The organism is Streptomyces sp. RKAG290 (assembly GCF_023701695.1).
Lineage (GTDB): Bacteria > Actinomycetota > Actinomycetes > Streptomycetales > Streptomycetaceae > Streptomyces.
Genome location: NZ_JAJOZC010000001.1, coordinates 5,733,075 through 5,745,898, shown reverse-complemented (window position 1 = coordinate 5,745,898; position 12,824 = coordinate 5,733,075). Strand labels below are relative to the sequence as shown.

10 protein-coding genes and 1 pseudogene are annotated in these 12,824 nt (G+C 70.7%); 1 reads left to right on the top strand and 10 read right to left on the bottom strand.

Annotated features, from left to right (window positions below):
* Positions 1–267 precede the first annotated feature (267 nt).
* From LNW71_RS25315 to pepN, 3 genes and pseudogenes are all read right to left on the bottom strand, one after another.
* A pseudogene (locus LNW71_RS25315) lies at positions 268–1,289 on the bottom strand (lysine N(6)-hydroxylase/L-ornithine N(5)-oxygenase family protein); the annotation flags it as partial.
* Positions 1,286–2,689 carry an aminotransferase class V-fold PLP-dependent enzyme gene (locus LNW71_RS25310; protein WP_250970338.1) on the bottom strand — a complete coding sequence of 468 codons (1,404 nt, stop codon included), beginning with the start codon at positions 2,687–2,689 and terminating at the stop codon, positions 1,286–1,288. The pseudogene LNW71_RS25315 and the gene LNW71_RS25310, both read right to left, overlap by 4 nt.
* Positions 2,690–2,939: 250 nt before the next feature.
* Positions 2,940–5,447: an aminopeptidase N gene (pepN, locus tag LNW71_RS25305; protein WP_250970337.1), complete on the bottom strand. Its 2,508-nt coding sequence runs from the start codon at positions 5,445–5,447 to the stop codon at positions 2,940–2,942.
* A 128-nt stretch (positions 5,448–5,575) separates the two neighbouring features.
* Here pepN and LNW71_RS25300 point away from each other — a divergent pair, with 128 nt between their 5' ends.
* A complete protein-coding gene (locus LNW71_RS25300; protein ID WP_250970336.1) occupies positions 5,576–6,133 on the top strand; it encodes a MarR family transcriptional regulator in 558 nt (185 codons plus the stop codon).
* 269 nt (positions 6,134–6,402) lie between these two features.
* Here LNW71_RS25300 and LNW71_RS25295 read toward each other — a convergent pair whose 3' ends face one another.
* The 7 genes from LNW71_RS25295 to LNW71_RS25265 all read right to left on the bottom strand — a co-directional run bounded on the left by LNW71_RS25295 (position 6,403) and on the right by LNW71_RS25265 (position 12,731).
* Positions 6,403–7,473, bottom strand: a complete 1,071-nt coding sequence (locus LNW71_RS25295) for an aromatic ring-hydroxylating dioxygenase subunit alpha (RefSeq protein ID WP_250970335.1) — start codon at positions 7,471–7,473, stop codon at positions 6,403–6,405.
* A gap of 7 nt (positions 7,474–7,480) precedes the next feature.
* Positions 7,481–7,711 carry a recombinase-like helix-turn-helix domain-containing protein gene (locus LNW71_RS25290; RefSeq protein WP_250970334.1) on the bottom strand — a complete coding sequence of 77 codons (231 nt, stop codon included), beginning with the start codon at positions 7,709–7,711 and terminating at the stop codon, positions 7,481–7,483.
* A 22-nt stretch (positions 7,712–7,733) separates the two neighbouring features.
* Complete coding sequence (locus tag LNW71_RS25285; protein ID WP_250970333.1) at positions 7,734–8,696, bottom strand: PDR/VanB family oxidoreductase; 963 nt, start codon at positions 8,694–8,696, stop codon at positions 7,734–7,736.
* Positions 8,693–10,363 carry a thiamine pyrophosphate-binding protein gene (locus LNW71_RS25280; protein WP_250970332.1) on the bottom strand — a complete coding sequence of 557 codons (1,671 nt, stop codon included), beginning with the start codon at positions 10,361–10,363 and terminating at the stop codon, positions 8,693–8,695. The genes LNW71_RS25285 and LNW71_RS25280 overlap by 4 nt, the downstream gene beginning before the upstream one ends.
* 44 nt (positions 10,364–10,407) lie before the next feature.
* Positions 10,408–11,193, bottom strand: coding sequence for an SDR family oxidoreductase (locus LNW71_RS25275; protein ID WP_250970331.1), 786 nt, complete (start codon positions 11,191–11,193; stop codon positions 10,408–10,410).
* A gap of 258 nt (positions 11,194–11,451) precedes the next feature.
* Positions 11,452–12,210 carry an SDR family oxidoreductase gene (locus LNW71_RS25270; RefSeq protein ID WP_250970330.1) on the bottom strand — a complete coding sequence of 253 codons (759 nt, stop codon included), beginning with the start codon at positions 12,208–12,210 and terminating at the stop codon, positions 11,452–11,454.
* A complete protein-coding gene (locus LNW71_RS25265) occupies positions 12,210–12,731 on the bottom strand; it encodes a cupin domain-containing protein (protein ID WP_374119447.1) in 522 nt (173 codons plus the stop codon). The genes LNW71_RS25270 and LNW71_RS25265 overlap by 1 nt, the downstream gene beginning before the upstream one ends.
* Between the last annotated feature and the right edge of the window lie 93 nt (positions 12,732–12,824).

The window sequence follows — 12,824 nt, the reverse complement described above, 5'->3', positions numbered from 1 at the left end:
GAGGATGGTGGCGCTGCGCCAGGCGGCGAGGCCGAGGTCGGGGGCGCCGACGCCGTGGGTGTGGCGTTCGGCGTTCTGTACGTAGATGTTGCCGGTGATGGTGGGGTCGAGGTCGAGGCGGAACTGGTCGTCGATGCGGGGGCGGCCTGCGGTGTCGCGGCGCAGGTGGGTTTCGAGGCCGCCGAGGATTTGGTCGAGGGGGCGTTCGCGGTAGCCGGTGGCGAGGATGACGGCGTCGGTGGTGAGGCGGGAGCGGGTGCCTTGTTGGGTGTGTTCGAGGTGGAGTTCGACGCGGGTGGTGGCGACGCGGCCTGCGGTGCGTACGGCGACGCCTGGGGTGAGGGTGGCGTCGGGCCAGCCGCCGTGGAGGGTGCGGCGGTAGAGCTCTTCGTGGATGGCGGTGATGGTGTCGTGGTCGATGCCTTTGTGGAGTTGCCATTGGTGGGGACGAGTGCGTCGCGTACGGGTTCGGGGAGGGCGTGGAAGTAGCGGGTGTAGTCGGGGGTGAAGTGTTCGAGGCCGAGTTTGGAGTACTCCATGGGGGCGAAGGCGGGGGTGCGGGCGAGCCAGTGGAGTTTTTCGTGGCCGGCGGGGCGGGCGCGTAGGAGGTCGAGGAAGATTTCGGCGCCGGATTGTCCTGAGCCGATGACGGTGATGTGGGTGGCGTTGAGGAGTTCTTCGCGGTGGTGGAGGTAGTCGGCGGAGTGGATGACGGGGACCGAGCCGGCTTCGGCGAGGGGTTTGAGGGGTTCGGGGATGTGGGGTTGGGTGCCGACGCCGAGGGCGATGTGGCGGGTGTGGGCGCGGCCGAGGGCTTCGGCTTCGCCGTGGGTGTCGAGTTGGGTGTAGTCGACTTCGAAGAGGTTGTGTCGGGGGTTCCAGCGGATGGCGTCGACTTGGTGGCTGAAGTGGAGGCTGGGGAGTTGTTGGCTGACCCAGCGGCAGTAGGCGTCGTATTCGGCGCGTTGGATGTGGAAGCGCTCGGCGAAGTAGAAGGGGAAGAGCCGGTCGCGGGTGCGTAGGTAGTTGAGGAAGGTCCAGGGGCTGGTGGGGTCGGCGAGGGTGACGAGGTCGGCGAGGAAGGGGACTTGGAGGCTGGCGCCGTCGATGAGGAGGCCGGGGTGCCAGTGGAAGGCGGGGCGTTGTTCGTAGAACGTGGTGTTGAGGGGTTTGTCGGGGATGCCGTGGGCGAGGGCGGCGAGGGAGAGGTTGAAGGGGCCGATGCCGATGCCGACGAGGTCGTGTGGCTGGTCGGTCTCGGGGGTGGGCCGATCGGGCCGGTCTGTCATCGGGGGGTGCTGCCTTCCGTGAGTTCGGTGGCGAGTCGGGTGACGAGGTGGAGGAGTTCTTGGAGGTCGTCGGGGGTGGTGTGGGGGTTGAGGAGGGTGGCTTTGAGCCAGAGGTGGCCGGCGGTGTGGGTGCGGCCGAGTACGGCGTGGCCTCGGGTGAGGAGGGTGCGGCGGATGGTGGCGACGGTGTGGTCGTCGGTGTGGGTGGGGCGGAAGAGGACGGTGGTGAGGGTGGGGCGGTCGTGGAGTTCGAGGGTGGGGGTTTTGGTGATGAGGTCGGCGAGGTGGTGGGCGGCGGTGCAGGTGCGGTCGATGAGGTCGGCGAGGCCGGTGCGGCCGAGGGCTTGGAGGGTGACGGCGATTTTGAGTACGTCGGGGCGGCGGGTGGTGCGCAGGGAGCGGCCGAGGAGGTCGGGGAGGCCGGCTTCGGTGTCGTCGTCGGCGTTGAGGTAGGGGGCGTGGTGGTGGAGTGGGTCGAGGTGGTGGTGGTCGGGGACGGCGAGGATGCCTGCTGATGCGGGTTGCCAGCCGAGTTTGTGGAGGTCGAGGGTGACGCTGTGGGCGCGGTCGAGGCCGTTGATCTTGTTGCGGTGGGTGGGGCTGAAGAGGAGGGGGCCGCCGTAGGCGGCGTCGATGTGGAGTTCGGCGCCGTGGGTGTGGCAGAGGTCGGCGATGTGGGTGAGGGGGTCGATCTGGCCGGTGTCGGTGGTGCCTGCGGTGGCGGTGACGAGGACGGGGCCTTGGCCGTGGAGTCGGGTGAGGGTGTCGTTGAGGGCGGCGGGGTCGATGACGCCGGTGGGGGTGGGGATGGTGTGGGGTTCGGGGAGGCCGAGGAGCCAGGCGGCGCGGGTGATGCTGTGGTGGGCGTTGGCGCCGCGGATGGTCTGGATGGGGCCGTGGCGTTCGCGGGCGAGGAGGAGTGCGAGTTGGTTGGCTTCGGTGCCGCCGGTGGTGATGAGGGCGTCGGGTGCGGTGTGGTGGGGGTAGATCTCGGCGGCGAGTGCGGTGGTGATGTCGGCTTCGAGGGCTGAGGCGGCGGGTGCCTGGTCCCAGGAGTCCATGGAGGGGTTGAGGGCGCTGGCGGCGAGGTCGGCGGCGGCGGCGAGGGCGAGGGGTGGGGTGTGGAGGTGGGCTGCGCAGTGGGGGTGTGCGGGGTCTGCGGCGCCTTCGGTGAGGGCGGTGATGAGGGTGGCGAGGGCGTGGTGGGGTCCGGTGCCGTGGTCGGGGATGGCGGGGTGGAGGGCGGTGCGCATGCGGGGGGTGACGGTGTCGGGGCCGCCTGCGGGGAGGGGGCCGTCGCGTCGGTGGGCGCCTTCGTGGAGTGCGTTGAGGACGGTGTCGAGGAGGGGGCGCAGGGCTGCGGGGCCCGTGGTGCCTCCGGCGAGGGGTGGGGTGGGCATGGGGGTGGTGGTCCTTCGGGGCGCGTGGGTGGACATGGGTGGACTTGCCAGCTTGTCCGGGTTTCTGGTGGCGCGGCCGAAGAGCTCGGTGATCTGAACTCGAAAGGGGGATGGGTGGGTGGTGGGGGGTGTTTGCCGGGGGTTGGGGTGGTAGTGGTGCGCACGGTTGTGTGGGCGTACAGCTGTGCCCGGCCTGTCCTCGGTGGGGAGGGCGGGCCGGGCACGGGTGGTGCGGGTGTGTGTCCTGGGGTCAGTGGGCGTTGCGGACGGCGAGGGCGCGGCGCAGGTCGTCGATCTGGTCGGCGAGTTTGCGGCGCAGGGCGGGGATGAGGGCCTGGTCGGTGAGGCCTTGTTCGCCGAGGTGGAGGCTGTGGGTGTCGATGGCGTACGCGGGGAAGGCGTCGCGTCCGGCGGCTTGGGCGATGGCGGGGCCGCGGCGTACGGCGAGTTGGGTCGCTTCGGGGTAGTAGCGGGCCACGTAGGTGTGGACGAGGGCGGTCTGTTCGGGTTGCCAGAAGCCTTGGGCGGTGGCGGTGAAGAGGTAGTTGGAGAGGGTGTCGTCGGTGAACATGGCGTGCCAGGCGGCGGCTTTGGCTTCGGGGGTGGGGAGGGCGGCGCGGCAGCGGGCGGCGCCTTCCTGGCCGGTGGCGCTGGGGTCCTGTTCGAGTTCGGCGGTGATGGTGGTCTCGTCGGTGGCGCCGAGGACGGCGAGGCGGGTGAGGATGCGCCAGCGCAGTTCGGGGTCGAGTTCGGGTCCGCCGGGGACGGTGCCTTCGGTGAGCCAGCCGTGGATGGTGTCGGGCTGGGTGGCGGCGTCGATGAGGTGGCGTACGGCGATGAGGCGGAGGCCGGGGTTGGTGCCGTCCTCGGTGCGGCGGATGAGGTCGCGGCACAGGGCGGTGAGGGTGGTGAGGGCGGCGGGGCGGTTGTCGGGGGTGAGGTAGCGGCCGGCGATCTGGGTGGTGGCGAAGGTGAGGACGGCTTGGTGGAGTGCGAGGTCGCTCTCGTGCGGGAGGTGGGCGCGGGCGGCGTCGAGGTAGGTGGTGGGGTCGAGTTCGCCGTCGCGGACCATGTCGCGGGCGGTGTTCCAGATGACGGCGCGGGTGAGGGGGTCGGGGATGCCGGAGAGGCTGCGTACGACGGTGTTCCAGGAGTCCGGGTCGAGGCGGACCTTGGCGTAGGTGAGGTCGTTGTCGTTGAGGAGGACGAGGGCGGGGCGGCGGCCTGGCCGGGTGGTGGGGGTGTGGTGGTCCTGGGGGATGCCGATTTCGAAGCGGTCGCGCAGGACGAGCCGGTCGGGGCCGGACTGGGTGTCGATGGCGTGGTCGTAGGTGCCGACGGTGATGCGGTGGGGGCGGGTGCCGTGGTGGTCGACGGTGAGGGACCAGGTGGTGTCGGCTTCGGTGAGGTGCGGGGTGAGGGTGTCGACTCCGGTGGTGCGCAGCCACTGGTCGGCCCAGGCGTCGACGTCGCGGTCGGTGGCGGATGCGAGGTTGTCGATGAAGTCGGCGAGGGTGGCGTTGCCGAATTTGTGGCGGGCGAAGTGGGTGTTGATGCCGGCGAGGAAGTCTTTTTCGCCGAGCCAGGCGACGAGTTGGCGCAGGGCGGAGGCGCCCTTGGCGTAGGAGATGCCGTCGAAGTTGAGCATCGCGGATGCGGTGTCGGGGACGGCGGCGGGGTCGGGGGCGACGGGGTGGGTGGAGGGGCGTTGGTCTGCGTCGTAGCCCCAGCCCTTGCGGGCGACGCCGAAGTCGACCCAGGTGTCGGTGAAGCGGGTGGCTTCGGCGAGGGTCTGGTAGCCCATGTATTCGGCGAAGGACTCGTTGAGCCAGATGTCGTCCCACCAGGCGAGGGTGACGAGGTCGCCGAACCACATGTGGGCCATTTCGTGGGCGATGACCATGCCGCGGAGCTGGCGCTCGGTGTCGGTGACGGCGGAGCGGTAGATGAATTCGTCGCGGAAGGTGACGAGGCCGGGGTTCTCCATGGCGCCCGCGTTGAATTCGGGGACGAAGGCCTGGTCGTAGGAGTCGAAGGGGTAGGGCTCTTCGAATTTTTCCTGGAACCGGTCGAAGCAGGCGCGGGTGATGTCGAGGATCTCGTCGGCGTCGGCGTCGAGGTGGGGTGCGAGGGAGCGGCGGCAGTGGATGCCGAAGGGCAGTCCGGCGTGTTCGGTGGTCACGGAGTGCCAGGGGCCTGCGGCGACGGCGACGAGGTAGGTGGAGATCGGTGGGGTGGGTGCGAGGGTCCAGCGGCCGTCCTCGGTGTGCTGGACGGTGCCGTTGCCCAGGACGGTCCAGCCTTCGGGGGCGGTGACGGTGAGGGCGAAGACGGATTTGAGGTCGGGCTGGTCGAACGCGGCGAAGACGCGCTGGACGTCTTCCATGAAGAGCTGGGTGTAGACGTAGGTCTCGTTGTCGGTGGGGTCGGTGAAGCGGTGCATGCCTTCGCCGGTGCGGGAGTAGTGCATGGCGGCGTCGATGCGGAGTTCGTGTGCGCCGGCGCTGAGGGCGGTGAGCGGGAAGCGGTTGCCGTCGAGGCCGGCGGGGTCGAGCGGGTGCCCGTCGAGGCTGATCGAGCGCAGGGTGGCGGGCTTGATCTCGACGAAGGTGTCTCCGGCCGTGTGGGCGGTGAACCGGATGTGGGTGCGGGAGTCGAAGGTCTCCTCCCCCGCGGTCAGATCGAGGTCGATCGTGTACCGCTGCACGTCGAGGAACTGGGCTCGGGTCTGCGCTTCGTCGCGCATCAGTACGGACATGTGGCCATGCTGCCGTATGGGATGCGGGGTGTGCAGGCGGGTTCGCGGCGGGCTGAGCGGGTTCGTGCCCGGTCCTTTGAGGGCTAAGATTCTTACCCATTGTGTACCTGCACGGAGGAGTGCCCGGGATGGCGAAGAACCAGGCTGCTGTGGCGTCGGCATCGTCGGTGGCGTCCGCGAAGGGGCAGGACGCGGTGGCCTCGATCGTCGAGGACTGGCGGCGGGAGCGGCCGGAGCTGGATACGGCTCCGCTGGAGGTGTTCGGCAGGCTGCACCGGGCGTTCCTGCGGTACAGCGCGGCGATCTCGCGGCCGGTGGAGCGCAAGGGGCTGTCGATGGCCGGGTTCGATGTGCTGACGGCGCTGCGCAGGGCGGGGGCGCCGTTTCGTCGTACGGCGGGTGAGCTGGCCGATTCGGGGCTGATCAGTTCGGCGGGGGTGACGTTGCGGATCGACCGGCTGGAGAAGGACGGGCTGATCCGGCGGGAGCGGGATCCGGAGGACCGGCGGGTGGTGCATTCGCGGCTGACGGACGAGGGGCTGTCGGTGATCGACGAGCTGTTCTCGGAGCATCTGGACAACGAGCGGCAGATGCTGGCGGGGTTGTCTCCGGCGGAGTGCCGGCAGCTGGCGCGGTTGCTGGAGAAGCTGGAGCGGTCTGTGTTGGCGGCGGAGGCGGGTGAGTAGGGGGCGGGTTCCTGTTGGTGGGGCGCTCCGCGGGGGCACCGGTACCCCGGTGCGGGGGGGTGTCCTCAATCGCCGGACGGGCTTGAACTGCCCGGTGGCGGGCCCGCTTGCCTGCTGGCGGGCTTGAATCGCGGGCGGGCCGAGTAGGCGGCTTCGCCCACTGGGTGCTGGGTGTCCTCAATCGCCGGACGGGCTTGAATGGGCTGGGTTGCCCGGTGACGGCTTGAATCGCCTGGGTGGCCGGCGGTTGAGGACTGTTCGTGGGGTGGTCAGCTGGTTGCGGCCTGGGTCTCCGCCTCGGTGCGGTACATGCGGCGGACCCGGACCACGCCCAGGTCGTGCTGGTAGAGGTTCTCCGCCTGGTCGGCGTCCTTGCGGAGGTCTTCCAGCATGATGCGGTCCTGTTCGAGGACCTCCCAGTGGCGGTCCTCCAGGAGCGTCTTGTACAGGAAGCGCCAGGTGTCGCGCTGCCAGTCCGTCACCTTGCGGTAGCGCCAGAAGAAGACGGCGCAGCGGTTCTCGTCGATGGGGGTGGCCATGCCGACGATGCCGAACGGGCCGCCGGGGCCGGCGGTGGGCGGGTACGGGATGGTGAGGTCGACCCAGTCGACGCCGGTGCGGCAGAGTTCGACCCAGTCGAAGTTGACGCCGCTCTGGTCGGTCTTCTCGAAGAAGAAGCCGCGTTCGGTCTCGCGGATCCGGAAGCGGGCGGTGGTCTGTCCCTCGGCCATGCTGTGCGAGTCGCGGTGCAGGAACGACCCGTGCATGGGGTCGAGCAGGTTCTCCACGGCGTAGCGCCAGTTGACGTTCCACTCGGCGTAGCAGAGGAACGCGGTCGTGCCGGGGTCGGTGAGCTGTTCGGGGAGGGTGAGTGGTGCCGGTTCGGGGTGCTTCTCGTCGCCGAAGTAGGCGAGGACCGCGCCGCCGGTCTCGATGAGGTGGGGGGCGGCGACGAGTTGTTTGCCTTCGAGGTTGCAGCCGGGCAGGCCGGGTACGGCGGCGACGGTGCCGGTGCCGTCGACCTGGACGCCGTGGTACCAGCAGGCGATGCGGTCGCCGAGGTGTTTGCCGAGGGAGAGCCGGGCGCCGCGGTGGGGGCAGCGGTCCTCCAGCATGTGGAGGGTGCCGTCGGCGCGGCGGAAGAGGAGCCATTCCTCGCCGAGGAGGGTGAGGCGTTTCATGCCGCCTGCGGGCACGAAGCGGGAGGGGCAGACGGCGTACCACTGGTTGCGGATGCCGGTGTCGAAGAGCCGGTCGGCGGTGCGGTTGCCGGGGCGGGCGACTTCGGAGGGGCGGGTGGGGGTGGCGGGCTGTGCGGGGGTGGTGGTGTCGGTGGTCATGGTGGGTTCACGCTCCCAGTCGTCGCATCTCGTTGCGGAAGGTTTCCTCGGTCCACGGGCTGCCGTCGGGGGCGGGCAGGTCGCGGGCGTTGAGTCCGGCGACGAGTCCGGGCAGGTCGTGGGCGCCGCTGCCGAAGACCTCCTCGATCTCGGCGGCGAGCTTCTTCTCGTACGGGGTGGGTTCGGCGGTGCGTGCCTGGTTCGGGTCGAGGTACTGCGGGGTGGTCGGGGTGGTCATGTCGGCTCCCTTCGGGGGCGTTTCAGAGGTCGAGGACGAGGCGGGGGGTGCGGGCGCGGGAGACGCAGAGCATCATCGAGGCGCCGGTTTCGCGTTCGCCGTCGGTGAGGAGGAAGTCGCGGTGGTCGGGGGTGCCTTCGAGGACCTTGGTCTCGCAGGTGCCGCAGATACCGTCGCGGCAGGAGGAGGCGACGGTGATGCCGGCGGTTTCCAGGGCGTCGAGTACGGAGGTGTCGGGGGCGACCTCGACGGTGATTCCGGTGCGGGAGCAGACGACGTCGAAGCATTTGTCCTGGCCGTCGCGCGGTGGTGCGGTGGGGGCGGCGAAGCGTTCGGTGCGGGCGCCGGGGCAGCGTTCCTCGACTGCGGCGAGGAGGGGTTCGGGGCCGCAGCAGTAGACCTGGGTGCCTGGGGTGAGGTCGCCGAGGAGGGTGTCGAGGTCGAGGTGGCCGTGTTCGTCCTGGGGGACGAATTCGACGGATCCGCCGGGGAGTTGCGCGAGGGCGGTGAGTTCGGCGGCGAAGGCCATGGAGGTGCGGGTGCGGCCGCCGTGGACGAGCCGCCACGGGGTGTGGGTGCGGGCCGCCTCGCGGGCCATGGCGAGGAGGGGCGTGATGCCGATGCCGCCTGCGATGAAGAGGTAGCCGGTGGTGTCGCCGGGGGTGGCGAGCTCGAAGTGGTTGCGGGGGCCCTGGACGTGGAGGGTGTGGCCGGGGCGGAGTTGGGTGTGGAGGTGGGCGGAGCCGCCGCGTGAGGCGGGTTCCCGGAGGATGCCGATGCGCCAGTGGGTGGTGTCGGCGGGATCGGAGCACAGGGAGTACTGGCGGACGTGTCCGCCGGTGTGTACGTCGATGTGGGCGCCGGGCTGCCAGGCGGGCAGCGGGGCGCCGTCCGGGTGGGTGAGTTCGATGCTCAGGACACCGTCGGCTTCCCACGTCATGCGGTGGACGAGCAGGTCGAGCCGGGGTTCCTCGGCGGGTGTCATGACGGGTTGCCTCCTTCTCCAGAGGTATCGGTGGCGGTTGCGGGGAGCTTGACCGGCGGGGTGAAGGGGGTGTTCATCGGGCCGAGTGCGGTGAGGTCGATCTCGACGAGCGTGGGGCCGGGTGAGCTGACGGCTTCCTTGATGACGGGTCCGGCGTCGGACTCGGCGGCGATGCGGGCGTACGGGAGGCCGACGGCGGCGGCGAGCTGGGCGAAGTCGGGGGTGGTGAGGTCGACTCCGTAGCGGCGCGGGAAGTGGTTGTCCTGCATGTTGCGCAGGACGCCGTAGCCGCCGTCGTTGAAGACGAGGAGGGTGAGGTCGGGTTTCTCCTGGGCGAGGGTGAGGAGTTCGCCGAGGTGGACGGCGAGGCCGCCGTCGCCGGCGATGACGACGGTGGGGGTGGTGGGGCGGCCGAGTGCGGCGCCGATTCCCATGGCGAGGCCCTGGCCGATGCCGCCGCCGCGCGGGAAGACGTTGGTGGCCGGGTCGGTGATCTCCAGGAGCCGGTTTCCCCAGGTGGAGGAGGGGATGGTGACGTCGCGGGCGATGACGGATCCGGGCGGGCAGGCGTCGCGGATGGCGTCGTTGATCGCGGCCTGGGGTCCGATGGCGTGGCGTTGTGCGGCGCGGGCTTCGGTGCGGGCCCTGCGGACGCGGTCCGGCCAGCTCGGCTCCGTACCGCCGCTGGTGAGGCGTCCGAGGAGGGCGGCGAGTACGGCGGTGGCGTCGCCGTGCAGGGCGACGGTGGCGGGGTACACACGGCCGGGGGCGGCCGGGTCGAGGTCCAGCTGGATGTGGACGGGCGGGAGTCCGAGGCTGTAGTCGGCGGTTTCGTTGGAGCGGAAGTGCGTGCCGATGGAGAGCAGTACGTCGGCTTCGGCTAGCAGGGCGCGGCCTGCGGGTGCGGTGGCGTAGTTGCCGAGGACCCGGTCGTCGGATTCGGGGACGGAGCCGCGGCCGGAGTTGGAGGTGACGAGTCCGGCGTTCAGCGCGTCCAGGAGTGCGGCGAGTTCGGGGCGGGCGCTGTTGGCTCCGCCGCCTGCCCAGATCAGGGGGCGGTGGGCGGCGGACAGCAGTGCGGCGGCCTCGTCGAGGAGCGCCGGGTCGGGGAGGGCGGGTGCGGCGGCTGTCCGGACGGGGGTGCCGGTGAGGTGCTGGGGGGCGAACTGCAGGTCGATGGGCCATTCGATGCTGACCGGGCCGTGCGGGGCGGTCAGTGCGCGGGCTGCGGCTTCGCGGAGGGTGTCGCCGGCGCTCGCGGCGTCGGTGACGGTGACGGCGTGGGTGGAGACCGCGCGGAGCATGCCGAGCTGGTCCTTGGTCTCGTGGATGAAGCCGCGCCCGGAGCCGAGGTACTCGCTGTCGATCTGGCCGGTGATGTGCAGGACGGGGGTGCCGGAGCTGAGGGATTCGATGAGGGAGCCTGCCGCGTTGCCGGCGCCGGTTCCGGTGCTGGTGAGGGCGCAGCCGAGGTTGCCGGTGGCGCGGGCGTGGCCGTCGGCGGCGTTGACCGCGGCGGCTTCGTGGCGGACGGGGACGAAGCGCAGGTCGCGGTCGACGGCTTCGACGAGCGGCAGGTTGTGCACGCTGACGATGCCGAACACGGTGTCGACGCCGAGTCCGCGCAGCGTCTCGACGAGCAGGTCGCCGCCGTTGGGTCGGGTCATGTCGGGTGCTCCTGTGGGTGGGGTACGGGGTGGGGGCTGTGGGGTTACGCGATGGCTCGGTTGACGCCGCCGCAGACGTCGACGGTGGTGCCGGTGATGTAGGAGGCCCTGGGTGAGAGGAGTGCGGTGACGGCGTACGCGACTTCGTCGGCGTTGCCGAGGCGGCCCAGGGCGATGCCCCGGTCGGCGGCGAGTTCGGCCTGCCAGGCCGGGTAGTCGAGGGGGCTGCCGGATGCGGCGTAGCGGCGTTCCCACTGTCCGGTGTCGATGAGCCCGAGGCAGACGGAGTTGACGCGGATGCCGTCGGGGGCGAGTTCCTTGGACAGTGAGGTGGAGAGGTTGAGGATGCCGGCGCGGGCGGCGCTGGTGGTCATGAGTGCGGTCTCGGGCTGTTTGGCGAGCACGGCGTTGATGTTGACGACGGAGGCGTGGCCGGATGCGCGCAGGTGGGGAAGGGCGGCGTTCAGGGGGTTGAGGACGCCGAAGAACTTCAGTTCCAGTTCGTCGCGCCAGTCGTCGGCGGTCGTCTCGGCGAAGGGTTTCATCCGGGAGGCGCCGGCGTTGTTGACGAGTCCGTCGATGCCGCCGAGGCGTGTCGCGGCGGTTTCGGTGAAGGCCCGTACGGCGGCTTCGTCGCGTACGTCGCAGGGTGCGTGGTAGAGCCTGTCGGGTCCGGCGAGGCCGTCGAGGGCGGTGGCGAGGGTGTCGGCGCGGCGGCCGCAGGTGGCGACGCGGGCGCCTTCGGCGAGCAGTGTGCGGACCGTGGCGAGGCCGACGCCGGAGCTGCCGCCGGTGACGAGGATGCGGTGGCCTTTCAGGCGGAGGTCCATGGGGTTCCTTACGGGTTGGGGGGTCCGGGGTGCTCCGCGGGGGCACCGGGACCCCGGTGCGGGGTTCCTTGCGGGTTGGGGGTCCGGGGTGCTCCGCGAGGGCACCGGGACCCCGGTGCGGGTGGTGTCCTCAATCGCCGGACGGGCTTGATTTGCCCGGGCGGGCTTGATCGGACGGGCTTGATTTGCCCGGACGGGCTTGATTTGCCCGGGCGGGCTGATTTGCCCGGGCGGGCTTGAAGGGCAGGCCCGGGTGGCTCAGTTCATCGTGAAGCCGCCGTTGACCGCGAAGGTCTGGCCGGTGATGTAGCCGGACTCGTCGCCGATGAGGAAGGCGATCAGGCCGACGAGGTCGGCCGGTTGCTGTGGCCGGGAGATCGCCCGGTTGAGCCGGTAGAGCTCGTGGCGTTCGGCGGGGATGTCCACTGCGGACTCCCCCTCGGTGAGGCCGGGGGCCACGGCGTTGACGGTGATGCCGTGGTCGCCGGTCTCGCGCGCCATGGCCCGGGTCAGGGAGATCACGGCGCCCTTGGAGGCGATGTAGTGGGCGAGCCGGGGCGAGCCGTACAGGGCGGCGTCCGAGGCGAGGTTGACGATCCGGCCGCTGCCTTGTGCCCGCATGAGTGGCAGGAGTGCGCGGGCGACGAGCCAGGGGCCGCGGGCGTTGACCGTCATGATGCGGTCCCATGCCTCGATGTCGATCTCGTGGAAGGGTTTGCCGCCCACGGCGTTGGCGAGTCCGGCGTTGTTGACCAGTCCGTGGAGCCGGGTGCCGTCGCCGGTGAGGGTGGCGGCGAGGGCGTCGGCGGAGTCCGGGTCGGCGACGTCGAGCGGGTGGTAGTGCGCGGTGATGCCTTCGGCGCGCAGGTCGTCGGCGGCCTGTCTGCCGGTGGCCTCGTCGAGTTCGGCGATGACGACGCGGTGGCCGTCGCGGCCGATCCGGCGGGCCGCGGCAAGTCCCAGGCCGCGGCCGGCGCCGGTGACGACGACCGTGCGGGGGGTGTCGTCGGTGGCCATCAGTCGCGGGTGACGCCGTGCATCGGGGAGTGCTCGGGGTAGGTCGGCACCTGCGGCTTCTGCGTGCCGATGATCACGCAGAACAGGGCGTCGGTGTCGCCCTCGTTCTTCAGTGAGCGGGCCACTCCGGCGGGCACGACGATCATGTCGCGGTAGCCGAGGGTGCGGTATTCGGCCTCGTCGGCGCCGCGGTGGATGCCGACCCTGACCTGGCCCTCCAGGACGAAGAAGGCTTCCTCGACGTCGTGGTGGGTGTGTTCGGGTCCTTCGGCGCCCGGCGGGAGCAGCATGTTGGAGAGGGTGAAGCCGCCGGAGGGCAGGATGCGGTTGTCGCTCTCGTGGTTTCCGGTGGCCCCGGAGCCGACGTAGCGGATCTGGGCGCGGCGGTACTGGGCGCCGGCCTTCTCCTGGAAGGACAGGGTGTTCCAGTCGGGCCGGCGGGAGTCCTTGGTGGCGATGAGGGAGTCGGTGTACTTCGCGAGGTCGCCGTCGTTCTCGTACGGGGTGTTGTCGATGGGCACGAGATGCTCCTTGGTTCGGTGGTGGGGGTGTTGGGGGTGTTGGGGGTTCGTCGCCTGGTCTGTCCGGCGCTGATACGGCCTGATCCGGCTTGA

Bases quoted from the DNA above. Each gene is read 5' to 3' on its own strand.
- LNW71_RS25310 (WP_250970338.1), bottom strand. From the start codon at position 2,689: ATGCCCACCCCACCCCTCGCCGGAGGCACCACGGGCCCCGCAGCCCTG.
- pepN (WP_250970337.1), bottom strand. From the start codon at position 5,447: ATGTCCGTACTGATGCGCGACGAAGCGCAGACCCGAGCCCAGTTCCTC.
- LNW71_RS25300 (WP_250970336.1), top strand. From the start codon at position 5,576: ATGGCGAAGAACCAGGCTGCTGTGGCGTCGGCATCGTCGGTGGCGTCC.
- LNW71_RS25295 (WP_250970335.1), bottom strand. From the start codon at position 7,473: ATGACCACCGACACCACCACCCCCGCACAGCCCGCCACCCCCACCCGC.
- LNW71_RS25290 (WP_250970334.1), bottom strand. From the start codon at position 7,711: ATGACCACCCCGACCACCCCGCAGTACCTCGACCCGAACCAGGCACGC.
- LNW71_RS25285 (WP_250970333.1), bottom strand. From the start codon at position 8,696: ATGACACCCGCCGAGGAACCCCGGCTCGACCTGCTCGTCCACCGCATG.
- LNW71_RS25280 (WP_250970332.1), bottom strand. From the start codon at position 10,363: ATGACCCGACCCAACGGCGGCGACCTGCTCGTCGAGACGCTGCGCGGA.
- LNW71_RS25275 (WP_250970331.1), bottom strand. From the start codon at position 11,193: ATGGACCTCCGCCTGAAAGGCCACCGCATCCTCGTCACCGGCGGCAGC.
- LNW71_RS25270 (WP_250970330.1), bottom strand. From the start codon at position 12,210: ATGGCCACCGACGACACCCCCCGCACGGTCGTCGTCACCGGCGCCGGC.